Annotated in this window: 17 protein-coding genes; 5 read left to right on the top strand and 12 right to left on the bottom strand. The window is 64.1% G+C overall.

Going from position 1 to position 22,157, the window contains the following annotated elements; genetic code table 11:
* Position 1 precedes the first annotated feature (1 nt).
* The 9 genes from ACQY46_RS05155 to ACQY46_RS05115 all read right to left on the bottom strand — a co-directional run bounded on the left by ACQY46_RS05155 (position 2) and on the right by ACQY46_RS05115 (position 11,177).
* A complete protein-coding gene (locus tag ACQY46_RS05155) occupies positions 2 to 1,633 on the bottom strand; it encodes an ABC transporter ATP-binding protein (protein WP_428700419.1) in 1,632 nt (543 codons plus the stop codon).
* Positions 1,633 to 2,139 carry a type II toxin-antitoxin system VapC family toxin gene (locus ACQY46_RS05150; protein ID WP_428699214.1) on the bottom strand — a complete coding sequence of 169 codons (507 nt, stop codon included), beginning with the start codon at positions 2,137 to 2,139 and terminating at the stop codon, positions 1,633 to 1,635. Before ACQY46_RS05150 ends, ACQY46_RS05155 begins: the two co-directional genes overlap by 1 nt.
* On the bottom strand, positions 2,139 to 2,381 hold the full coding sequence (locus ACQY46_RS05145; protein ID WP_428699213.1) for a hypothetical protein: 243 nt from the start codon (positions 2,379 to 2,381) through the stop codon (positions 2,139 to 2,141). Before ACQY46_RS05145 ends, ACQY46_RS05150 begins: the two co-directional genes overlap by 1 nt.
* Positions 2,382 to 2,412: 31 nt before the next feature.
* Positions 2,413 to 3,585: an ABC transporter permease gene (locus ACQY46_RS05140; RefSeq protein ID WP_428699212.1), complete on the bottom strand. Its 1,173-nt coding sequence runs from the start codon at positions 3,583 to 3,585 to the stop codon at positions 2,413 to 2,415.
* Position 3,586: 1 nt separating this feature from the next.
* Positions 3,587 to 4,693, bottom strand: coding sequence for a microcin C ABC transporter permease YejB (locus tag ACQY46_RS05135; protein WP_306028109.1), 1,107 nt, complete (start codon positions 4,691 to 4,693; stop codon positions 3,587 to 3,589).
* Positions 4,694 to 4,774: 81 nt separating this feature from the next.
* Positions 4,775 to 6,673 carry an extracellular solute-binding protein gene (locus ACQY46_RS05130; RefSeq protein ID WP_428699211.1) on the bottom strand — a complete coding sequence of 633 codons (1,899 nt, stop codon included), beginning with the start codon at positions 6,671 to 6,673 and terminating at the stop codon, positions 4,775 to 4,777.
* A complete protein-coding gene (locus tag ACQY46_RS05125) occupies positions 6,670 to 8,487 on the bottom strand; it encodes an extracellular solute-binding protein (protein ID WP_428700418.1) in 1,818 nt (605 codons plus the stop codon). The genes ACQY46_RS05130 and ACQY46_RS05125 overlap by 4 nt, the downstream gene beginning before the upstream one ends.
* A gap of 311 nt (positions 8,488 to 8,798) precedes the next feature.
* Positions 8,799 to 10,187, bottom strand: a complete 1,389-nt coding sequence (locus ACQY46_RS05120; protein WP_428699210.1) for a diguanylate cyclase — start codon at positions 10,185 to 10,187, stop codon at positions 8,799 to 8,801.
* Positions 10,188 to 10,532: 345 nt separating this feature from the next.
* Positions 10,533 to 11,177, bottom strand: coding sequence for a c-type cytochrome (locus tag ACQY46_RS05115; protein ID WP_428699209.1), 645 nt, complete (start codon positions 11,175 to 11,177; stop codon positions 10,533 to 10,535).
* A 238-nt stretch (positions 11,178 to 11,415) separates the two neighbouring features.
* Here ACQY46_RS05115 and ACQY46_RS05110 point away from each other — a divergent pair, with 238 nt between their 5' ends.
* From ACQY46_RS05110 to ACQY46_RS05100, 3 genes are read left to right on the top strand one after another with little or no spacing between them, the layout of a single operon-like run.
* Complete coding sequence (locus ACQY46_RS05110; RefSeq protein ID WP_428700417.1) at positions 11,416 to 12,132, top strand: 3-deoxy-manno-octulosonate cytidylyltransferase; 717 nt, start codon at positions 11,416 to 11,418, stop codon at positions 12,130 to 12,132.
* A 14-nt stretch (positions 12,133 to 12,146) separates the two neighbouring features.
* A complete protein-coding gene (locus ACQY46_RS05105) occupies positions 12,147 to 13,037 on the top strand; it encodes a prephenate dehydratase (RefSeq protein ID WP_428699208.1) in 891 nt (296 codons plus the stop codon).
* Positions 13,038 to 13,076: 39 nt separating this feature from the next.
* Complete coding sequence (locus tag ACQY46_RS05100; protein ID WP_428699207.1) at positions 13,077 to 14,084, top strand: adenosine kinase; 1,008 nt, start codon at positions 13,077 to 13,079, stop codon at positions 14,082 to 14,084.
* A gap of 105 nt (positions 14,085 to 14,189) precedes the next feature.
* Here the strand turns inward: ACQY46_RS05100 and ACQY46_RS05095 are convergent, their stop codons facing one another.
* Entirely contained in the window at positions 14,190 to 14,810 is a 621-nt protein-coding gene (locus ACQY46_RS05095) for a 2,3-bisphosphoglycerate-dependent phosphoglycerate mutase (protein WP_428699206.1), read from the bottom strand.
* Between the two features lie 55 nt (positions 14,811 to 14,865).
* Entirely contained in the window at positions 14,866 to 15,678 is an 813-nt protein-coding gene (dapB, locus tag ACQY46_RS05090) for a 4-hydroxy-tetrahydrodipicolinate reductase (protein WP_428699205.1), read from the bottom strand.
* Between the two features lie 321 nt (positions 15,679 to 15,999).
* Here dapB and ACQY46_RS05085 point away from each other — a divergent pair, with 321 nt between their 5' ends.
* Both ACQY46_RS05085 and ACQY46_RS05080 read left to right on the top strand, forming a co-directional pair.
* Positions 16,000 to 17,127, top strand: coding sequence for an autoinducer 2-binding periplasmic protein LuxP (locus tag ACQY46_RS05085; RefSeq protein ID WP_428699204.1), 1,128 nt, complete (start codon positions 16,000 to 16,002; stop codon positions 17,125 to 17,127).
* Positions 17,124 to 19,886, top strand: coding sequence for an EAL domain-containing protein (locus ACQY46_RS05080; RefSeq protein ID WP_428699203.1), 2,763 nt, complete (start codon positions 17,124 to 17,126; stop codon positions 19,884 to 19,886). Before ACQY46_RS05085 ends, ACQY46_RS05080 begins: the two co-directional genes overlap by 4 nt.
* Before the next feature lie 146 nt (positions 19,887 to 20,032).
* Here the strand turns inward: ACQY46_RS05080 and pnp are convergent, their stop codons facing one another.
* A complete protein-coding gene (gene pnp, locus ACQY46_RS05075) occupies positions 20,033 to 22,150 on the bottom strand; it encodes a polyribonucleotide nucleotidyltransferase (protein ID WP_428699202.1) in 2,118 nt (705 codons plus the stop codon).
* Between the last annotated feature and the right edge of the window lie 7 nt (positions 22,151 to 22,157).

The raw sequence follows: 22,157 nt of genomic DNA, 5'->3' as shown, positions 1-22,157 counted from the left end.
CCTACTCGCTGACCACGCCCGTATCCGCCGTCTCCAGATGGAAGGCGGCGGCCATCAGCGCCTTCGTGTAGTCGGTTCTCGGCGCGTCGAAGATATCGGCCGCGGCACCTGCCTCCACCACCTTGCCGGCACGCATGACGACCACCTCGTTGGCGAGCGCCCGGACAACCTTCAAGTCATGCGAGATGAAGAGGTAGGCGAGGCCGTGGCGCTTCTGCAGGTCGCGCAGGAGGTCGACCACCTGCGCCTGCACGCTCATGTCGAGTGCCGAGGTGGGCTCGTCGAGCATGACGAATTTCGGCTGCAGCACCATGGCACGGGCAATCGAAATGCGCTGGCGCTGGCCGCCGGAGAACTCGTGCGGATAGCGGAAGCGGGTGTTCTCGTCGAGGCCGACCTCGACAAGGGCCGCGGCCACCTTGGCGTCGCGCTCGTCCGCCGAGATCCCCGGGAAGTGGACCGCCAGCCCCTCGCCGACAATATCGGCCACCGACATGCGCGGGGAAAGCGAGCCGAACGGGTCCTGGAACACCACCTGCATGTCGCGGCGAAGCGGACGCATGTCCTTCCAGGACAGGGTGTCGATGTCTCGCGTGCCGAAACGGATCTTGCCCGTGGAGGAGATCATCCGAAGCAGGGCGAGGCCGAGCGTCGTCTTGCCGGATCCGCTCTCGCCGACAATGCCGAGCGTCTGGCCCTCGCGCACGGTGACGTCAATGCCGTCGACCGCCTTGATGTGGTCGACGGTCCGCCGCAGGAAGCCCCGCCTGACCGGAAACCAGACCTTGACGTCCTTCGCCTCGACAACGATCGGGCGCCGGTCGTCGGTCACGGGCGGCTTGCCCTTCGGTTCGGCCTCGATCAGGTGACGCGTGTAATCGTGCTGCGGGTTCTCGAAGACCTGCGCGACATCTCCGCTCTCGACGATCTTGCCCCCGGTCATCACACAGACGCGGTCGGCCACCTTGCGAACGATGCCGAGGTCATGGGTGATGAACAGCATCGCCATGCCGGTGTCGCGCTGCAGGTCCTTCAGCAGCTTCAGGATCTGAGCCTGGACGGTGACGTCGAGCGCGGTGGTCGGCTCGTCGGCGATAAGAAGGTCCGGCTCGTTGGCAAGAGCCATCGCGATCATGACGCGCTGGCGCTGGCCGCCGGAGAGCTGATGAGGATAGCTCTGCAGACGGCTTTCCGGATCGCGGATGCCGACCTGATCAAGCAGTTGCACCACGCGCTTGCGCGCCGCCGTCTCGCCCATCCCCCGGTGCAGCTTCAGCACCTCGGCCACCTGCTTTTCCACCGTGTGCAGCGGGTTGAGCGAGGTCATCGGCTCCTGGAAGATCATCGAGATCTCGTTGCCGCGGATGCGTCTCAGCGCGACCTCCCCGGCCTTGAGCACGTCCTCGCCCTTGAACAGGATTTCGCCGGTCGGATGCGAGGCCGCCGGATAAGGCAGCAGCCGCACGGCCGACAGTGCCGAGACGGACTTGCCCGACCCGCTCTCGCCGACCAGCGCGACGGTCTCGCCGGGCGCGATATCGAAGGAGACGCGGTCGACCGCGGTCTGGGTGACGCCGTTCTGGGTGAAGGCGACGGAGAGGTCGCGGACGGAAAGAAGCGACTTTTCGACCATCATTGGCGTTGTTCCAGAATTGCCTGAAGATTTTCAACGGTTGGCGAAACGAGGCGCAACGGAGGAGCAGAGCGCCTCCATCCCCATCTCGAATGAGTCAAGCTGATTTCCCTTGGAAGCTTTTCGTCTGCAGTCACGACATGGGTGCATTCAAGACCCACCGCAGTCGACAAGTGGATAGCGTCCGGCAGCTTCACGGTTGGGTATTGATTGCGCAGAACAGCAGCAAACCACAAGACGTCTCGGGTAACAGCTCCCACATCCAACCAGGTATTTTGCGAATCGATCCAGTGATCGTAGAGCTTTATAAGATCCTCGTTGCCATCCCGGTAGGGCCGAACCAGCAATTCAGCCAATGTAAGATCACTGGTGGCAAGAAATTTCTCCGTTTCCTCCTTCTGGGAAACGACGATATCGAGCACCCGATTCCTCCGTGGATCTTCTTCGCCCTCGCCAAGTAAAATGAATATATTCGTATCGAGATACAATTTTCGAATGGGTTCCATCAGTCGTCCCACTCGTTGCGCAGATCTCTCACGCGCTCTGTCGCCGCCTCCAGCGAAACAGGGTTCTTAAGGTTACGCCTCGCGCGTTCGAGATCAGCCTTCAAGGTATCGATGGTCGACGACGCGCGCACGCCATCTTCCGTCTCTATCGTGATGTTCACAAAGCTTCCAGACGGCAGACCGGACCGCAGATCCACTGGCAGGTTCGCTGCCGGATAGTGCTTTTTGATGATCCTGTTCATGACCGGATATCCACTGGTTTTGACCAGACTATCACGCGAAGCTCTTGCGCGGATCGAAGGCGTCGCGCACCGCCTCGCCGATGAAGATCAGCAGGCTCAGCATGGTCGAGATGACGATGAAGCCGGTGATCCCGAGCCAGGGGGCCTGGAGGTTGTTCTTGCCCTGCGCCAGAAGCTCGCCAAGCGAGGCGGAGCCCGGCGGCAGGCCGAAGCCGAGGAAGTCGAGCGCGGTCAGTGTCGAGATCGAGCCGTTGAGGATGAAGGGCATGAAGGTCAGCGTCGCCACCATCGCGTTGGGCAGCAGGTGGCGCCACATGATCGTGGCATTGCCAACGCCAAGCGCGCGCGCCGCCGTCACATATTCGAAGTTCCGGGCGCGCAGGAACTCGGCCCGCACCACCCCGACCAGCGCCACCCAGGAGAAGGCGAGCAGGATCGTGAACAGGGTCCAGAAGCCGGGTATCAGTACGGAAGAAACGATCAGGATCAGATAGAGGGTGGGAATCGCCGTCCAGATCTCGATGAAACGCTGGAACAGAAGATCGGTCCAGCCGCCATAATAGCCCTGCACCGCACCGGCGCCGATGCCGATCACCGAGGAGGCGACGGTCAGCGCCAGCCCGAACAGGACCGAGATCCGGAACCCGTAGACGAGGCGCGCGACGACGTCCCGGCCCTGGTCGTCGGTGCCCAGCCAGTTCCAGTTGCCCAGCGTGCAGTTCGGATCATCGGCACCGAGCGGGTAGCGGCTGCAGCGCTCCTGCTTTTCAAGCAGCCAGGAGGGCGGAGCCGGGGCCGGCACCGGGATCTCGTTGTTCACAGTGCGATACGAGTAGCGGACCAGCGGCCAGAGCATCCAGCCATTGGTGTTGATCTCTTCCTGGATATAAGGGTCGCGGTAATCCGTCACGGCAAGGAAGCCGCCGAACTTTTCCTCCGGATAGTCGACCAGGATCGGCGCCAGCACCTCTCCCTTGTAGACAACGACAATTGGCTTGTCGTTGACGAGAAGTTCGGCAAGCAGCGACAGCACGAACAGCACCATGAAGATCCACAGCGACCAGTAGCCGCGGCGGTTGGCCTTGAAATTGATCAGGCGGCGGCGATTGATCGGCGACAGGAAACCGGTCGGCCGGTCCACCCGCGCGCTCGTGCCCGCCCCTGCGGCAACGCTTCCCGGCCCGTTCATCGGGTGATCCGCCATCTCAGACCTCCCGGCTTTCGAAGTCGATGCGCGGATCGATCCAGGTATAGGTGAGATCGGAAATCAGGTTCACCAGCAGGCCCATGAGCGAGAAGATATAGAGCGTGGCGAAGACCACGGCATAGTCCCGGTTGATCACCGCCTCGAAGCCGAGCAGGCCGAGACCGTCGAGCGAGAAAATCGTCTCGATCAGCAGCGATCCGGCGAAGAAGGACGAGATGAACGCCCCCGGGAACCCGGCAATCACGATCAGCATGGCGTTGCGGAAAACGTGGCCGTAGAGCACCTGCCGCTCGTTCAGCCCCTTGGCCCTTGCCGTCTGGACATACTGCTTGCGGATCTCGTCGAGGAACGAATTCTTCGTCAGCAATGTCACCGTGGCGAAGGCCGAGAGCACCATCGCGGTGAGCGGCAGCGCCAGATGCCAGAAATAGTCCAGGATGCGGGCGGGCCAGGACAACTGCTCCCAGTTCTCCGAGGTGAGGCCGCGCAAGGGAAACCAGTCGAGGAACGAGCCGCCGGCAAAGAGCACGATCAGCAGGACGGCGAAGAGAAAACCGGGGATCGCGTAGCCGACGACGATCACCGCCGACGTCCAGACATCGAAACGCGAACCGTCCCTGACCGCCTTGCGAATGCCGAGCGGGATCGAAATCATGTAGGAGATGAAGGTCATCCACAGGCCGAGCGATATCGACACCGGCATTTTTTCGAGGATCAGGTCGAGCACAGCGATGTCGCGGAAATAACTGTCGCCGAAATCGAAGCGGGCATAGTCCCACAACATGCCGGCGAAGCGCTCGAGCGGCGGTTTGTCGAAGCCGAACTGACGTTCGAGATCCTTGATGAACTCCGGATCGAGCCCTTGCGCGCCGCGATACTTCGAACCGCCTGCTGCCTCGCCACTCGTATCCGCGCCGCTGCCGGCGAAGTCGCTTCCGCCGCCGGAAATCCGGGCGGTCGCGGAGACGTCGGTGCCCTGGAGCTGCGCGATCACCCGCTCGACAGGCCCGCCGGGCGCGAACTGGATGATGACGAAATTGATGGCCATGATGCCGACCAGCGTCGGCACGATCAGCAACAGCCGGCGCAGGATGTAGGCGCCCATCGTGTCAGAGATCCCTTTCTCGAGAAACGGCGACCTGCATGATCATGCAGCCGTTCCGCCCGCGGCCTGCGACCGCCCTTGTCATTGGACGCCGATGCGTTCGGCGCTTTCCCGGTCGAACCACCAATGCGCCTCCGGGGCGAACCCGTGCTCCGGCGGAGTGGCCGGTCGGCCGAAGATATCCCACTTGGCGACGGTGTGAACCGCCTTGTACCAGTGCGGCACCCAGTAGTAGCCAGCCCGCAGCACCCGGTCCAGCGCACGGGCGGCAACCGTCATCTCCTCGCGGGTCGTCGCGGCAAGGATCTTGCCCACCAGCGCATCGACGGCCGCATCCCTGATCCCGGACAGGTTGCTGGAGCCGGGCGTGTCCGCCGCCTCCGATCCCCAGTACTGGCGGATCTCCTCGCCCAGCGTCGCCGGCAGCGCGAAACGGCGCGAGACCACGTCGTAGTCGTAGTCGTTGATCCGGGCCTGGTATTGCGCCGGATCGACGACACGGAAATTGGCGGCAATGCCCAGGCGTTCCAGGTTGTTGATATAGGGCAGCGTGACGCGCTCGAAGGTCGTCGTGTTCGACATGATCTCGAAGGCGAGGGGCTGGCCGTCCGGCAGCAGCAATCTCGCCCCGTCTCGGCGACACCCGGCTTCGCGCAGCAGCCGGTCCGCCTCGCGCAGCATCGACCGATCCTGGCCGCTGCCGTCGGAGACCGGCGGCACGATCGCCGGACCGAAGACCGCCTCGGGGACCTTGCCCCGCCAGGGCTCGAGCAGCGCCAGCTCGGCGGCATCGGGTTCGCCTTTCGCCAGCATGGGAGAATTCTGAAAGAAGGAACGGGTGCGTTCGTAGGCGCCAAAGAACAGCGAGGCGTTGGTCCATTCGAAATCGAAGGCGAGCCCCAGCGCCTGGCGAATCCGCGGGTCGGAGAATTTCGACCGGCGGGTATTCAGGAACCAGCCCTGGCCGCCCGAGGGCCGCCCGTCGGGAATTTCCTCCCGCGTGACGCGGCCGTCCACGACGGCGGGAAAATTATACTCCGTCGCCCAGGTACGTGAGGTGAACTCCTCGCGAAACGTCGTCACGCCCTTCTTGAACGCCTCGAAATCCACCTGGCGATCTCGGAAGAATTCCAGCCGCACGCGGGAAAAATTGTAATGGCCGCGACTGACCGGCAGGTCCGCCCCCCACCAGGACGCGACACGCTCGTATTCGACATAGCGCCCGACCTCGTGGCGGCCCACCTTGTACGGCCCGGAAGACAGGGGCGGCGTCAGCGTCGTCTGCTCGAAATCGTAGCGGGTGTAGTAGGCCTTGGAGAAGATCGGCATTCCGGTCGCGATCAGCGGCACCTTGCGCGACTGCCGGCCGGAGAACACCAGCGTCACCCGGTGCGTTCCGTCGACCCGCGCCTCGTCCAGCTCGCGCAGCACCTGCCGGATGGAGGGATGCCCCTTCTCCTTCAGCGTCGCCAGCGAGAAGGCGACATCCTCGGCCGTCAGGGGGCTTTCGTCGTGAAAGCGCGCCTCGGGCCTGAGGTTGAACGTGTAGGCATTGCCGTCCTCCGACACCTCGACGCTTTCGGCCACCAGGCCGTAGACGGCGTCCGGTTCGTCGAGGGCGCGCACCATCAGCGTGTCGAAACACAGTTCCATCCGGGGCGGGGCATCGCCCTTGAGAATGAACGTGTTGAAGCTGTTGAAGGTCTGCGGGTTCTGGTTATAGGCCCAGGACGGTGCGGTAAAGGAGATCCGGCCGTCCTTCGGCGCTGACGGGTCGACATAGTCGAAACTGCCGAACTCTTGCGGATATTTCAGATCGCCGAAGACGGACAGGCCGTGGCGGCGGTCCACCGCCTCCTCGGCAAGACCGGAGCGAACCGGGAGAAGCGTTGCCGCGGAAAAGGCCGCAACGCCGGCCAGCATCTCGCGCCGGCTCGGATACAGCCGAGCCAGCAGGGTTCGGTTGGCGTCCCCGCTCATCCCCGGCCTCCGACGCGTTCGGCCTTTTGCGCATCCCACCACCAGATCGTGGGGAAGCCGTGGGTGTATTCGGGAATGTTTTCCGGATGGCCGAAACGGTCCCAGCGGGCGGTCCGGTCAACGTCGATATAGAACTGCGGCACAACGTAGTGATGCGCCATCAGCACCCGGTCGAGCGCCCGCGTCGCGGCGACCAACTCGTCCCGGTCGCCGGCATAGATCACCTTTTCGATCAGGGCGTCGATGCCTGCATCCTTGATGCCGCCATAGTTGCGCGACTGGGGTCGGTCCGCCGCCTCGCTGCCCCAGTAGTCGCGCTGCTCGTTGCCCGGCGACAGGGACTGGGCCCAGCCGAGCGTCGTCACGTCGAAGTCGCGCTCGCGGATACGGTTGATGTATTGCGGCGTATCGACCGTGCGCAGCGTCATCTTGATGCCGATACGCTCCAGGTTGTGCGCGTAGGGCAGAACATAGCGCTCGGAATTGGGGTCGTTGTCCAGGAACTCGATCTCCAGCGGCTCCCCGCTCGCCACGTTGACCATTTGCCGCCCGCGCAACTCGTATCCGGCCTCGCGCAGCAATTCGACCGCCTCGCGCAGGTTCTCGCGCAACGAGGCCGGATCGCCATTGACCGGATTTTCATAGGGCGTGGTGAAGACCCGCTCGGGCACGAGATCGCGCACGCTTTCCAGGATCTCCAGTTCCTTTCCTTGCGGCAGACCGCTCGATGCGAGTTCCGTTCCGGCGAAATAGGAAGGAATGCGCTTGTACTGGCCGAAGAAGACGGTCTTGTTGGCCGTCTCGAAGTCAAACGCGAGGTTGAATGCCCGCCGGACGCGAATATCCGAGAACGGCTCGCGGCGCAGGTTCAGGACGAAGGCCTGCATGATCCCGCGCGCCTTGTCCGGGAAGGTCTCGAGGACGACGCGTCCGTCCCTGACCGCCGGAAAATCGTAGCCGGTGGCCCAGTTCTTGGCGCTGTTCTCGGCGCGGAAGTCATACTGGTCGGCCTTGAAGGCCTGCAGGAGAACGGTCTGGTCGCGGTAGCTCTCGTAGCGCAGCTTGTCGAAATTGTTGGTGCCGACCCGCACCGGGTGCTCGTTCGCCCAGTAATCGGCAACGCGCTCGTATTCGATGTAGCGGCCGGGCTCGAACGCGCCGATGCGGTAGGGGCCCGATCCGAGCGGTGCCTCCAGCGTCGCGCCGGAGATATCGCGGGGAGCCCCGTTGGCGCCGGTTCCCTCCCACCAGTGCTTGGGCAGGACGATCAGCTGGCCCACGATCTTGGGCAGTTCCCGATTTCCCGGCGCATCGAAGGTGAAACGCACGACGCGCTCCGCCATGGCCTCGGCACTCGTCACGTGCCGGTAGTAGAAGGCCTGGCTGGGATTGACTTCTTTCAGCTTGCCGAAGCTCCAGATCACGTCATCGACACTGATCGGCGTTCCGTCATGCCAGCGGGCCTGCGGATTGAGCCGGTACTCCACCCAGGAGTAATCGTCTGGGTAGCGGAAAGCCTCCGCGATCAAACCGTATTCGGCGTTGATGTTGATCTCGTCGAGCGCCGGCTCCAGCAGGGAATCGTACATCAGCCCGAGACCGGGTGCGGTGTTGCCCTTCGGCAGGATCGGATTGAGCGTGTCGAAGCCGGTGGATTCGCCGAGCCGCACGATGCCCCCCTTGGGTGCGTCCGGATTGACGTAATCGAAGTGCTCGAACCCTTCCGCATATTTCGGCTCGCCGCTCAGCGCCGCTCCGTGCCGCCACTCTGGTTCCGACTGGGCAAGTCCGGCGGACATTGCCGCAAGCAGCATGACCAGTGCCAGAAGCGGAACCGCAAACCATGCGCCGGCACTGTCAGCATGCCTGTCGCCGGCCGTGGCCGCGATAGAACGAACTGCACGCAGGCCGGCCTGCGCCTCGGTCGGGATGGGATTGGTTTGCATCATGGCGATCGAACGGTTCCGTCTGGTTGTGAGCACCGCCAACCGGCGCGGACGCCGGCAACCGGTCCTTCGCTTTGAATTTCTCTCCAGACATATACTAGGGGGTTCGTCGCCCTGCCGACAGGCGCGAAACGCTTCATGACAAAAGTTTAATCGAAAAAACAGCTCGCCAGGCCCGGTCAGGCGGCCGCGAGCTTGTCGCGATACATGCGACGGTCCGCCAGTTCAAGGATATCCGGTATCGTCGTCGCATCGTCCGGATAGGTTGCCCAGCCCACGCTTGCCCGGATCGCAATGACATGATCGCCGACCTGCACCGGCTCGCTCACCACTTCCCGCAAGCGCGCTGCAATGCTGGTTGTCGTCGGATGATGGATGACACCGGGAACGACAACGACGAATTCGTCTCCCCCGATACGGGCAATCGTGTCGGAGTCCCGCGTTTCGAGCCGCAGCCGGTTGCCCACCTCCTTCAGCACCATGTCGCCGACCGCATGCCCGAACGTGTCGTTGATCGGCTTGAACGCGTTGAGATCGACAAAGAACACCTGAAAGCCGAAGCCGGTGCGCTCGCTGAGCGCCGCCAGCTGTTCGAGGCGGTCCTCCAGAAGCCGCCGGTTGGGCAGCCCCGTAAGCGCATCGTGCAAGGCCATGGAACGGGCACGCTGCTGGGCCAGCACCACAAGCACCGACAAGGACGCGATCGCGAAAGTCACGCCGAAACCGACCACATGGGCGATCTGCGTCTCGGGCGAGGTGATGATCCATCCCGACACCGGGCGACTGGCTATCTGCCAGGTGCCGTTGGGAAGGCTGACCGGCAACACGAGCGCGTCTTCCTCGAAGAGGTTCGGATCGCCCATGATCATGCCGCCATCCGCTCCGAGCCCGTCGGCGCCCCGAATGGCGAAATAATACCCGTTCGCCTCGGGCCGGATCCCGGCATCGGCGAACAGGGCCTGGATGTCGATGACCACGGAGGCGACACCCCAGTAGAGGCGATCCAGGGAGCTTTCGCTGTCGTCGACGGGGATAAGCACCGGCGAGCGCGCGATCAGCGCCTGCCCGCCCTGTACGAGGTTCACAGGTCCCGCAACGATCGTGCGGCGCTCTTCCATGACCCGCTTCACAACCGGCCATTGCGCTTCGTTGGTGCGGTAGTCGAGCCCCAGGGCGCGCAGATTGCCCATCAACGGATAGACGTATTTGACAATGTTGTCGGGAGCCAGGGCGATCAGCTTGATATGCCTGTTGGCCGCGGAAATCTCCTCGGCGAAACGGCGAAACTGACGCTGGGTCAAATCACTGTTGATGGCCGTGAAGCTTACCAGTCCCTGGGAGATGTAAAGGGTGGCGCCGATCTCGCCCTCGAGCCGGGCGCGCGCCTCGGACAGGCGCGCAAGCGTCTCGTTCTGAACGCGCTTGCGCGCGTTTTCTGTCAGCAGGACGGAAATATAGCCCGTCACCCCGATGCCGAACACGCAAACCACCAGCAGAACGGCGGCAGCGACCGCCCGGTGTCGCCACCGGATATGCGCCAGTTCCTTTCCAGCCGACGTCTGCGTCATCTGTCCCCGTGCATCCATGAGGCATAGGCAGCCGGCGCTCCACTGCGCCATGCGGCGGGCCATTCCTGCGGGAGCGCTGTCTCGCCCTCCCTAAAATTACCTCATCACGCCCCCAGCCCGGAGGGACCGATATTGTCAATTCTACGCCGAACCTTCACCAAGCCAACAACCCATTCTCAGCCGGGAAGCCGCGGAGAAGTCCGCACGGTTTCAAGGTTCGACAATTTGACGCTAGGGCAAACAACTTGCAATCCGGTTTACGCACGACGCGGCGCAAGCTGCATGCGAAAAGGCCGGGCAGCAAGCCCGGCCTTCAAACGGTTGTCAGCGCGCCAATGGCGGCCCCTACTGGTTGGCGGCCGGCGTCTCGGTCCCGGTCGCCGGAGCTTCCGCGGCCGGTGCTTCGGCCCCTTCGGCCGGCGTCTCGGCCCCTTCGGCAGGCGCTTCCGGCAATGCCATCGGGCTTTCCGCCAGGGTACGGAGATAGGCGACCAGGTCGGCGCGATCGGCGGGCTTCTTCATGCCTGCATACCCCATCGAGGTACCCGACACGACCGTCTTGGGAGCCGCGAGGAAGGCATCCAGGTTCTCGTAGTCCCAGGCGCCTGCCGACTGCCCGTATTCCTGCATGGCGCCGGAATAGCGGAAACCTTCATGCGAGCCGGGAGCGCGACCGAGCACATCCCACAGTGCCGGACCGACCTTGTTGGCCCCGCCCTGCGAAAAATCGTGGCACGCGGCACATGCGCGCGTCAGCTTCTCGCCGTTCTCCGCGGAGGCGCTTGCCAGACGAACCGCGATCGGTTCGACCTGCGGGGCTTCCTTCGCCGGGGCGTCCGAGCTGTCCGCGTCGGCGACAACGATCTCGTAGCCCGGGATCGCCGGATCTTCCGCGTGGAAGATAATGTCCGAAACGATACCGAGACCCATCGTCACGAGAAGGACGGACAGGACGGCGCCGGCGACCATATTTAGCTTGGCAGAATTCATTCCCGCTGGCTCCAACTCCCTCGGTTGCTGCGAGGCCAATGCGAACCGGCCCCGCGCAACACGCGCGCGTGGTGAAAAAGTTGCCGGAAACTACAAAGTTTTTGACGCTCGTGTCCATAGGTATAAAAGAGCAATCCATGATACAAATCACCGCATGTCGCACCGCGCCGTCCAAACCCGGACGAGAGCGGCCGGAAGAGCGCCCGTGAGGCCTGCACTCGTCATCATTCCGGCGCGCATGGCGTCCACGCGCCTGCCTGACAAGCCGCTTGCCGATATTGCCGGGAAACCGATGATCGTTCACGTCATGGAACGTGGCGAGGCCGCCGGGATCGGACCGGTGGTGGTCGCCTGCGACGATCCGCGCATCAAGGCGGCGGTCGAGACGGCCGGCGGGACCGCCGTGCTGACGGACCCTGCCCTGCCGAGCGGATCCGACCGGGTCCGGGCCGCAGCCGAGGCTGTCGACCCCGAGCGTCGGTACGACGTCATCCTCAACCTGCAGGGCGACGTGCCGCTGATCGAGCGGGAGGCAATCAGGGCGGCGTTCGACCCGCTGGCGGATCCGGCCGTCGACATCGGCACGATCGCGACCGAAATTCTCAACGAGGCGCTGCGTGACGACCCCGGCGCCGTCAAGGCGGTGGGTACGCCGGTGTCGGAGCGCCGCCTGCGGGCCCTTTATTTCACCAGGGCAACGGCTCCCTCCGGCCCCGGTCCGCTCTACCAGCATATCGGCCTCTACGCCTACCGGCGCAGCGCACTCGACCGGTTCGTCTCGCTTCCCCCCTCGGCGCTGGAAAAGCGCGAGAGCCTCGAGCAGTTGCGCGCACTTGAAGCGGGGATGCGCATCGATATAGGTCTCATCGACAGCGTCCCGATGGACGTCAACACGCCCCAGGATCTCCAGGCCGTACGAGCGGCCCTCTCGCGGCGCAACGCCAACCCCAACTGAACAACCGGTCCATCATGTCCACGAAAAAGAAAATCGTCTTCCAGGGCGAGTATGGCGCCAACTCGCACATGGCTTGCAGGAATGTCTATCCGGACTACGAGCCGGTCCCCTGCGCCACGTTCGAGGACTGTTTCACCGCAATCGAAGCGGGCGAGGCCGATCTCGGCATGATCCCGATCGAGAATTCGGTCGCCGGCCGTGTCGCCGACATCCATCACCTGCTGCCGCACTCCTCGCTGCAGATCATCGGCGAGTATTTCCTGCCGATCCGCTTCCAGCTGATGGGCCTGCCCGATGCAGGGATCGAGGACCTTGCCACGGTCCAGAGCCACGTCATGGCCCTCGGCCAGTGTCGCAAGGTCATCCGGGAACTGGGCCTGCGGCCGATCATCGGCGCCGACACCGCCGGTTCCGCCCGCCAGGTCGCCGAGCGCGGCGACCGGAGCGCGGCGGCCCTTGCGCCGGAAATGGCCGCGGACGCCTACGGGTTGAAGATCCTGCGCCGCGATGTCGAGGACGAGGCGCACAATACCACCCGCTTCCTGATCCTTTCGCGCGACACCTTGCGGGCCGCCAACAACGGCCGGACGGTGATCACCACCTTCATCTTCCGCGTCCGCAACGTCCCGGCGGCGCTCTACAAGGCGCTCGGCGGCTTCGCCACCAACGGCGTCAACATGACCAAGCTGGAATCCTACCAGCTGGAAGGCCAGTTCTTCGCCTCGATGTTCTATGCCGACGTGGAAGGGCACCCGGATGACCGGTCCGTGTCGCTGGCGCTCGAGGAACTCGCCTTCTACTCGGCCGAGCTGAAACTGCTTGGCGTCTACCCCGCGGATCCGTTCCGGGACAAGATCCGCGAGCCGGAAGCGAACCGGGCCCTGCGCCCGACGCCCGGCATCTGACCCTTTCCCCACCACCATCAGAAGGATGCTGCCCCCGTCATGACAGGACAAAGCTTCGACACCCTTTGCATCGGCAATGCCATCTGCGACGTGTTCGCCCATGTGGAGGAGGATTTCCTCCTGCAAGAAAGCCTGGTGAAGGGCTCGATGCGCCTGATCGACACGGCAGAAGCCGTGCGTCTTTACGACAAGATGGGGCAGACAACCCGCATTTCCGGAGGCAGCGCCGGCAACACGGCGGCCGGCATCGCCGCGCTCGGCGGGGCGCCCGCCTATTTCGGCAAGGTCGCCAATGACGAGCTGGGCAATGCCTATCGCCACGACATGCGCGGCACCGGCGTCCATTTCGACACACCGGCCCTGATCGAGGGAGAGGGCCCGCCGACGGCCCGCTCGATGATCCTGATCACGCCGGACGGCGAGCGGACCATGAACACCTATCTGGGGGCCTGCGTCGAACTGTCGGAGCGGGATATCGAGCCGGAAACCGTGGCGGCCTCCGCGCTCACCTACATGGAAGGCTATCTGTGGGATCCGCCCGAGGCGAAAAAGGCCTTTCTCAAGGCCGCCGGGATCGCCCATGCCAATGGCCGCAAGGTCAGCCTGACCCTGTCCGACAGTTTCTGCGTCGACCGCTACCGCGCCGAGTTTCTCGGAATGATGCGCGACGGCACGATCGACGTGCTGTTCGCCAACGAGCATGAACTGCGGGCCCTCTACGAGACCTCCGATCTGGACACGGCCATCGCCGCGGTCCGCGAGGATTGCGCGGTGACGGCACTGACCCTCGGTGCCAAGGGCGCAATGGCGATTTCACGCGGCGAGACCGTGCAGGTGCCCGCCGCCAAGGTCAGCGACATCGTCGATCTGACCGGCGCCGGAGACCTTTTCGCCGCCGGCTTCCTGCTCGGCATGTCGCGCGATTTCGACTTCACCACATCGGCGGAACTCGGTTGCCTTTGTGCGGCCGAGGTGATCGGCCATGTCGGCGCCCGGCCGGAACAGTCGCTGCGGCAACTCGCCGGACAGCAGGGCTTCGCTCTTTAGGAAGAGCCCCATCGCTTGCGCAAAAGGGGCGCGGACCAATGCCGGTCCGCGCCCCTTTTTCATTCTTTTCATCCATTTCCGGCCGACGGCAGGAAGGATGCCTGCTCAGTCGGCAAGATCCTGAACGGAGGCAACCGCGCCTTCGTCGGTAAGCCGATAGACGATCGGAGCGCCGGTCGCCAGTTCCCGCTGGAGGATCTGCTCGGGCGTCAGACCTTCCAGTTCCATCACCAGCGCACGCAGCGAATTGCCGTGCGCGGCAACGATCACGCGCTTGCCGGAGATGACCTGCGGCAGGATCTCGGAGCGGTAATAGGGCAGAACGCGCTCCGCCGTCATCTTCAGGCTTTCGCCTCCCGGCGGCGGCACGTCGAACGAGCGGCGCCAGACATGAACCTGCTCCTCGCCGAACTTCTCCCGCGCCTCGTCCTTGTTCATGCCTGTCAGGTCGCCGTAGTCACGCTCGTTCAGCGCCTGGTCGCGAACCGTCTCAAGTCCTTCCTGGCCCAGTTCCCTGAGGATCAGGTCCAGCGTGTGCTGTGCGCGGGTCAGGTCGGACGTGTAGGCCATGTCGAAGGCCAGCTTCAGGTCCCTGAGCTTTGCTCCGGCCGCACTCGCCTCGGCCACCCCCTGCTCGGTCAGGCCGGGGTCCTTCCAGCCGGTGAACAGGTTCTTGAGGTTCCATTCGCTTTGCCCGTGACGGACAAGCACAAGGAGGTGTTCCATGCTTGAATATCTCCAGATGGGGTTTTCAGCCAGATGGCACGGGCAGCGGAATATCTCAAGCCTTGAGGCCGAGAACATCGTCCATGGAGTAGAGCCCGGGCTTGCGATCGCGCGCCCACAGGGCCGCCTTGATCGCACCGCGCGCAAAGATCTGGCGGTCCTGGGCGTGATGCGAGAGCGTCACGGTCTCGAGCGGACCGGCAAGGACGACGCTGTGGTCGCCGATGACGGAGCCGCCGCGCAGGGTGGCAAACCCGATGTCGCCGCGCGGCCGCTCGCCGGTGATGCCGTCGCGCGAGCGCACGCTGCGCGCGGCCAGGTCGATGCCGCGCCCTTGGGCTGCGGCCTCGCCCAGCAGCAGCGCCGTGCCGGAGGGGGCGTCGACCTTGTGACGGTGGTGCATCTCCAGCACCTCGATGTCGAAATCCTCGTCGAGCGCGGCGGCCGCCTGCCGCACCAGCGCCGCCAGAAGATTGACGCCGAGGCTCATGTTGCCCGACTTGACGATCCGCGCATGGCGGGCGGCGGGACGGATCGCCTCCACGTCGTCGTCACTCATCCCGGTCGTGCCGATCACATGGACGATGCGCGCCTGGGCGGCAAGCTCGGCGAACTCGCGGGTTGCCGCGGGCACGGTGAAATCGAGCACCCCGTCGGCGGCTGCGAACACCGCCAGCGCGTCGTCGGTGATCGGCACTCCGTTTTTCGGAAGCCCGGCAACCTCTCCGGCATCCCTGCCCATATCCGGAGCGCCCAGCCGTTCGACGGCGCCCGACAGCATGACCCCGTCAATCTGCGCGATGGCCCGGACCAGCGCCCCGCCCATGCGCCCCGCCGCACCGACAACCGCCAGCCGCATCACCGTCATGTCCACAACTCCATAGCTTGCCGCAGTCCGCTGCTTCCCGCATCATGGGCGGTATAGCAGGTTGACGACGGCCTGCAACGCGTCGCCACACAGTCCTTGCTGCCGGCGACTGCCGGACATCCGAGAAGACATCGCCGCGGCGTCAAGCGTGCTTGCGCGAATCCCGGCGTTGGTCTCCAGTGGAACGGAAACGCCCTTGTAATTTTCGACAGGCGCCATGTTGGAGCGATTTTTCATTCTTTATCAACTGGATACTGTTCTCTTGAAAGTGAACCGGCAATCATCCAGACTTCGCAAGGCGGTCTTCAACCTCGGAATGGAATGGTGAGAAACGACCGAAACAACATTCCGGCATGCCTTTTACTGATGGTGGCGCTGCTTGTTGCAGGATCCGCGAGAGCTGAACTCGGCCGTGAAACACCCGACGAGTACTGGAGCCTTTCCGAACTTTTCGAGAATCAGCCCGAGCAGCGCGACCTCACCGATCGCTTCTCCGACCGGGTCGCGGATGCCGCAGTTCCGATCGAGGCACCTTCCGATCCCGTGCGGATTGCCATCGTCTATCCGGCAATCCAGGCCTCCGACTACTGGCGACGGAGCATTGTCGCGCTCGAGGCGCGGCTCGACGAACTCGGCATCAGCTACGAAATCACGTCGCAGTTCACCCAGCCCGGGCAGGAAATCCAGGAGCAGACCCGGCAGGTTGCGGAGGCGCTCAAGTCCGACCCCGACTATCTCGTCTTCACCCTCGACGCCCTGCGCCATCGCGTCATCGTCGAGCGCCTGATTGCCCGCAAGCGGCCCAAGGTGATCCTGCAGAACATCACCACACCGCTGCGCAGATGGGGGAGCGAACAGCCGTTTCTCTATGTCGGCTTCGACCATGCCTCTGGCACCCGGCTTCTCGCCGAGCACATTCTCCACACACGGCCCCAGGCCGAGCCCTACGCGATCTTCTACGGCCCGAAAGGTCTGGTCAGCCAGGCGCGTGGCGAGCCCTTCCGGCTCGCAATGGTCGAGCGCTCGCGCAAACGCCTGGTTGCCTCGTATTATGTCGGCTTCGACCGCGAAAGGGCACGTGAAGCAGCCATGACGCTGCTGGCACGGCAACCCGATGTCGGCTTCATCTTCTCCTGCTCGACCGATATCGCCCTGGGTGTCAGCGATGCCATCGCCGAAATGGGACTGGTCGGCGACGTCTCGACCAATGGCTGGGGCGGCGGCAGCGCCGAACTGGAACTGATCGAGAACGGGCATCTCTCGGCCACCGTGATGCGCATGAACGACGACAACGGCGTTGCCATCGCGGAAGCCATCTCCCTCGACCTGCAGGGGCGCGGCAACGACGTGCCGCTGGTCTATTCGGGCGCGTTCGAACTGGTTCCCGCCGATCATGACCGGGCCCGGATCGAGGCGCTGAAAAGGAGGGCTTTCCGCTACTCCCGATGAGGCGAAAAAACGATTTCAGTTTCAACAGGTTTGTGCTGGGCCTCTTCGCGGTTGCCCTGCTGACGACGTCGGCCGCGCTGTTCGCGATCAGCTATATCGGCAGCCTGTCGATCGCCGACCGGGAGCTGGAACGTTTCGCCCGCAAGGAGGGCATGCTTGCCCGGCTGGTGTTCAACCAGTCGCTCGCCCGGCTCGATACCCATCTGCGCGCTCTTGCCGACAATTCGGCCCTGCGTCGCGGTATCGCATCCGGCAACGACAAGCTGGTTCGCCAGATCCTCAAGGATGCCGCGGAGCAACCGGTCGGGGCCCAGTTCGAACTGCTTGTCATCGACCGTGCCGGAATGCCCGGCTGGATCGATGCCGGCTCGTCGATCTATGACCTCGGTGCCATCCTTCCGGCGAGCGAGCGGGCCCGTTTGCCCGCCGGCACCTGGCGCCTGCTTGCGGGAGATTCCGGGCGCGACGGCACCCCCCTGCTGCTCGCCGTCGAGGCCATTCCCATTATCGACGAGCTCGACGGGCGGGTTCTCGGCACATTGGCTGGCGGATATGTGCTGAACGACAGCATGTTCATTCTCTCGGACATGGTCCAGGCGCTCGACACGGAGAGCCTGGCGCTGTTCCAGGGAGACCGCGTGGTCGCCAGCGTCGGCATGCTTCGAACGCATTCGGACCCGGAAGAACTGTATGACGGGTTCGTCGATGGATCCCACGTGCTGGTCGACGACAGGCTCCTTGTCCATTCGAGCCTTGCCGGCAGTATAGACGGACCGGAAATCCACCTCGTCAGCGACCATCCCGGCGAAACGATCGAAAACATCCAGGACACCTACCGGACGCTGTTCACACCCTTTCTTCTCTATGTGCTCGCCGGCTCGGTACTGGGCGCCTATGCCCTGCACCGCTTCACCAGTCCGGCCCTGCAACGGCTCGTCGGCTATGCCAACAAGATCCGCAGCGACACCTCCGACCTCACATACAGGCCAGGCAAGGTGCGCGAGTTCAACGCCCTGGGCTCCGCCCTGCAGGAAGCCTTCCAGGACCTGAAGGAAACCGATGCCCAGTTCCGTGCGCTGATCGATGAATCCCTGCAAGGCGTCATTATTCACGCGGACCTGAAGGTCCTTTATGTCAACGATTCCTTGTTGCGGATCCTTGGCTACAGCATCGACGACCGCCACAAGGTGATCGGGCAACCCGTTATCAACCTGTTCGCTCCCGAAGAGCATGACAGAATGTTCTCCTACAACAAGGCGCGCGAATCCGGGGCATCCGCACCCGATGTCTACGAGGTGAAGGCAATCGCCACGGACAGCACGCGCGTCTGGGTTGAGGTTCATCTGCGCCAGACCCGCTGGAACGGCGTCGATGCCTATTACGCGACGATCAGCGACATCTCGGAACGCAAGCGCCAGGAAGAGCTGATTGTCCGACAGGCGAATTTCGACACACTGACGGGACTGCCCAATCGCAACCTGTTCCGCGACCGGCTGGTACAGGCCATGTCGCGGGCGCAGTGGGAAGGCCACATCGTCGCGCTCCTGTTCCTGGATCTCGACCGGTTCAAGAACATCAACGACAGCCTTGGCCACAGCACCGGCGACCAGCTCATCAAGGCCACCGCAACCCGCATCGGATCGGTGCTCGACGACAATGACACGGTTGCCCGCCTGGGAGGCGACGAGTTTGCCGTGATCCTCAGCAACACGCGCAGCGTCTTCGACGTCGAGATCGCCGCGGCGCGCGTCCTGGAGGAACTGTCCCGCCCGCTGGTGGTCGGCGGCAATGTCGAGGTCTTCTCGACGGCCAGCATAGGCATCACCGTCTTCCCCGCCGACGGGAACGATGACGAGCTGCTGCTCCGCCAGGCCGATACCGCGATGTACCATGCCAAGGCGGAAGGCGGGAACAAGCTGCGCTTCTTCTCCGCCCACATGAACGAGCATGTCGCGCGGGCGCTGGAGCTGGAAAGTTCGCTGCGGCGCGCGCTCGAAAAGCGCCAGCTGACGCTGAACTTCCAGCCGGTGATCGACATTGGCCGCAACATCGTGTCGGGCTGCGAGGCGCTGGTGCGCTGGAACGATCCCGAGCGCGGGGCGATCTCGCCCGCCGACTTCATCCCGATCGCCGAGAACACCGGCCTGATCGTTCCACTCGGCGCCTTCGTCCTGGAGGAAGCCTGCCTGTTCTATCAGCGCTGCATTGCCAAGGGACTGGACCTGCCGACGATCAGCGTCAACGTCTCGCCGCGCCAGTGCCGCGACGAGCGGTTCATCGACCTGGTGCGCGATACGCTGGCGCGCACGGGGATGCCACCCGACCGGCTGCATCTGGAAATCACCGAAAGCGTCATGTTCGACGAAACCGGCAGCGATCCGATCGAGACGCTGCATGCCATTCGCAGCCTTGGCATCCGGCTGTCGCTCGACGATTTCGGAACAGGGTTCTCCTCGCTCAGCAACCTGAAGCGCTTCCCGATCGACACCTTGAAGATCGACCGGTCCTTCATTCGCGACCTGGAAACCGACCGCGACGACCTCGCGCTGGTCGAGGCGATCGTCGTCATGGCGGCCAGCCTCGGCATCACCGTGATCGCGGAAGGCGTCGAGACCGAAGGCCAGTGCCGGCTTCTCGGCAATCTCGGCTGCACGCAGATCCAGGGCTTCCACCTCGGCCGCCCGATGCCCGACGAGCAGTTCCAGGGATTTCTCAGCGCGCATGGCGAAACCAGCACGCCGGTTGCCGGAACCGCCTGACACGCCCGATGCCGCCCCCGGCAACCGGAACGCCCCGCAGTTGCGCCAGCAAAAGAAAACGGGCCAGGGATTGCCCCGGCCCGTCTTGTCTTGTTCCGTTTTCAGGATGTCTCGGCGTCCGGCCCAGGGCCGGCCCTCCCGGGCGGTCAGCCCTCGGAGGCGATTTCCTTGCCGGTCTCCTGATCGACGACCTTCATCGACAGGCGAACCTTGCCGCGCTCGTCGAAGCCCATCAGCTTGACCCAGACCTTGTCGCCTTCCTTGACCACGTCGGTGGTCTTGGCAACTTTCTGCGGTGCGAGCTGCGAGATATGGACCAGCCCGTCCTTGGCGCCGAAGAAATTGACGAAGGCGCCGAAGTCGACGGTCTTGACGACACGCCCCTCGTAGACCACGCCCACTTCCGGCTCGGCAGCGATGGAGTTGATCCAGTTCACGGCCGCCTTGATCGCCTTGCCGTCCGCGGAGGCGATCTTGACGGTGCCGTCGTCCTCGATGTTGACCTTGGCGCCGGTCTTCTCGACGATCTCGCGGATCACCTTGCCGCCGGAGCCGATGACTTCACGGATCTTGTCGACCGGGATCTTCATCACTTCGATGCGCGGGGCATGCTCGCCGAGCTCGGCGCGGGCTTCCGAGAGGGCGCTCGACATTTCGCCGAGGATATGGATGCGGCCATCGCGCGCCTGATCGAGCGCAACCCGCATGATCTCCTCGGTGATGCCGTCGATCTTGATGTCCATCTGCAGCGAGGTGATGCCCGTGCCCGTGCCGGCGACCTTGAAGTCCATGTCGCCGAGATGATCCTCGTCGCCAAGGATGTCGGACAGAACGGCGAACTTGTCGTTCTCCTTGATCAGGCCCATGGCGATGCCCGCCACAGGGGCCTTCAGCGGAACGCCCGCGTCCATCAGCGCCAGCGAGGTGCCGCATACCGTTGCCATCGACGACGAGCCGTTCGACTCGGTGATCTCCGACACGACCCGAAGGGTGTAGGGGAACTCGTGATGCGGCGGCAGCAGCGGGTGCACGGCGCGCCATGCAAGCTTGCCGTGACCGATCTCGCGGCGACCCGGCGAACCGGTGCGGCCGGTCTCACCGACCGAGTAGGGCGGGAAGTTGTAGTGCAGCATGAAGGTGGACTTGTAGGTCCCCTCCAGCGCGTCGACGAACTGCTCGTCATCATTCGTGCCGAGCGTCGCGACGACGAGCGACTGTGTCTCGCCGCGGGTGAACAGCGCCGAACCGTGGGCGCGCGGCAGGATGCCCGCTTCCGACACGATCGGACGGACCGTCTTCAGATCGCGGCCGTCGATGCGCTCGCCCTTGTCGAGGATCGCGCCGCGCACGATGCCGGCCTCGGTCTTCTTGAAGAGATCGCCGACGACGACCTTGTCGATGCCGGCATCGCCGGCTTCGGCGGTGAGGGTCGCGACCACCTTGGCCTTTACGGCGTCGACGGCGGCCTTGCGCTCGCTCTTCTCGCGGATCGCATAGGCGGCGGTCAGGTCGTCGGCGGCCAGCGCCTTGATGCGCGCAGCCAGGTCCGAATGATCCGGGAGGTTCACCTCGCGCGGCGCGCGAGCGGCTGTCTCGGCCAGCTTGATGATCGCGTCGATCACCGTCTGGAAGCCCTTGAAGCCGAACATGACGGCGCCGAGCATGATGTCCTCGGGCAGTTCCTTGGCTTCGGACTCGACCATCAGCACCGCTTCGCCGGTGCCGGCGACGATCAGATCGAGCGAGGATTCCGGCATGTCGTCGATCAGCGGATTGAGGACGTACTCGCCGTTGATGTAACCAATGCGTGCGCCGCCGATCGGACCCATGAAGGGGATGCCCGAGATGGTCAGGGCCGCAGAGGCCGCCACCATGGCGAGAATGTCCGGCGCGTTCTCCATGTCATGCGACAGGACGGTGATGATCACCTGGGTGTCGCACTTGAAGCCGTCGACGAAAAGCGGGCGGATCGGACGGTCGATCAGGCGCGAGGTCAGCGTCTCGTGCTCCGAAGGGCGTCCCTCGCGCTTGAAGAAGCCACCCGGGATCTTGCCGGCCGCATAGGCCTTTTCCTGGTAGTTCACGGTCAGCGGGAAGAAGTCCTGGCCGGGCTTCGGCTCCTTGGCGGCGACGACGGTGGCCAGCACCTTGGTCTCGCCGTAGGTCGCCAGAACCGCGCCGTCCGCCTGGCGGGCAACCTTGCCCGTCTCCAGCGTCAGCGGGCGTCCGCCCCAGTCCACTTCCACGCGATGAATATCAAACATGTTCTAT

It is taken from the genome of Stappia sp., from assembly GCF_965276915.1.
Taxonomy (GTDB): domain Bacteria; phylum Pseudomonadota; class Alphaproteobacteria; order Rhizobiales; family Stappiaceae; genus Stappia.
The sequence above is the reverse complement of the archived record's forward strand: the minus strand, read 5'-3'. Positions and strand labels throughout refer to the sequence as shown.

Bases quoted from the DNA above. Each gene is read 5' to 3' on its own strand.
- ACQY46_RS05155 (WP_428700419.1), bottom strand. From the start codon at position 1,633: ATGGTCGAAAAGTCGCTTCTTTCCGTCCGCGACCTCTCCGTCGCCTTC.
- ACQY46_RS05150 (WP_428699214.1), bottom strand. From the start codon at position 2,139: ATGGAACCCATTCGAAAATTGTATCTCGATACGAATATATTCATTTTA.
- ACQY46_RS05145 (WP_428699213.1), bottom strand. From the start codon at position 2,381: ATGAACAGGATCATCAAAAAGCACTATCCGGCAGCGAACCTGCCAGTG.
- ACQY46_RS05140 (WP_428699212.1), bottom strand. From the start codon at position 3,585: ATGGCGGATCACCCGATGAACGGGCCGGGAAGCGTTGCCGCAGGGGCG.
- ACQY46_RS05135 (WP_306028109.1), bottom strand. From the start codon at position 4,693: ATGGGCGCCTACATCCTGCGCCGGCTGTTGCTGATCGTGCCGACGCTG.
- ACQY46_RS05130 (WP_428699211.1), bottom strand. From the start codon at position 6,673: ATGAGCGGGGACGCCAACCGAACCCTGCTGGCTCGGCTGTATCCGAGC.
- ACQY46_RS05125 (WP_428700418.1), bottom strand. From the start codon at position 8,487: ATGCTGCTTGCGGCAATGTCCGCCGGACTTGCCCAGTCGGAACCAGAG.
- ACQY46_RS05120 (WP_428699210.1), bottom strand. From the start codon at position 10,187: ATGACGCAGACGTCGGCTGGAAAGGAACTGGCGCATATCCGGTGGCGA.
- ACQY46_RS05115 (WP_428699209.1), bottom strand. From the start codon at position 11,177: ATGAATTCTGCCAAGCTAAATATGGTCGCCGGCGCCGTCCTGTCCGTC.
- ACQY46_RS05110 (WP_428700417.1), top strand. From the start codon at position 11,416: ATGGCGTCCACGCGCCTGCCTGACAAGCCGCTTGCCGATATTGCCGGG.
- ACQY46_RS05105 (WP_428699208.1), top strand. From the start codon at position 12,147: ATGTCCACGAAAAAGAAAATCGTCTTCCAGGGCGAGTATGGCGCCAAC.
- ACQY46_RS05100 (WP_428699207.1), top strand. From the start codon at position 13,077: ATGACAGGACAAAGCTTCGACACCCTTTGCATCGGCAATGCCATCTGC.
- ACQY46_RS05095 (WP_428699206.1), bottom strand. From the start codon at position 14,810: ATGGAACACCTCCTTGTGCTTGTCCGTCACGGGCAAAGCGAATGGAAC.
- dapB (WP_428699205.1), bottom strand. From the start codon at position 15,678: ATGACGGTGATGCGGCTGGCGGTTGTCGGTGCGGCGGGGCGCATGGGC.
- ACQY46_RS05085 (WP_428699204.1), top strand. From the start codon at position 16,000: ATGGTGAGAAACGACCGAAACAACATTCCGGCATGCCTTTTACTGATG.
- ACQY46_RS05080 (WP_428699203.1), top strand. From the start codon at position 17,124: ATGAGGCGAAAAAACGATTTCAGTTTCAACAGGTTTGTGCTGGGCCTC.
- pnp (WP_428699202.1), bottom strand. From the start codon at position 22,150: ATGTTTGATATTCATCGCGTGGAAGTGGACTGGGGCGGACGCCCGCTG.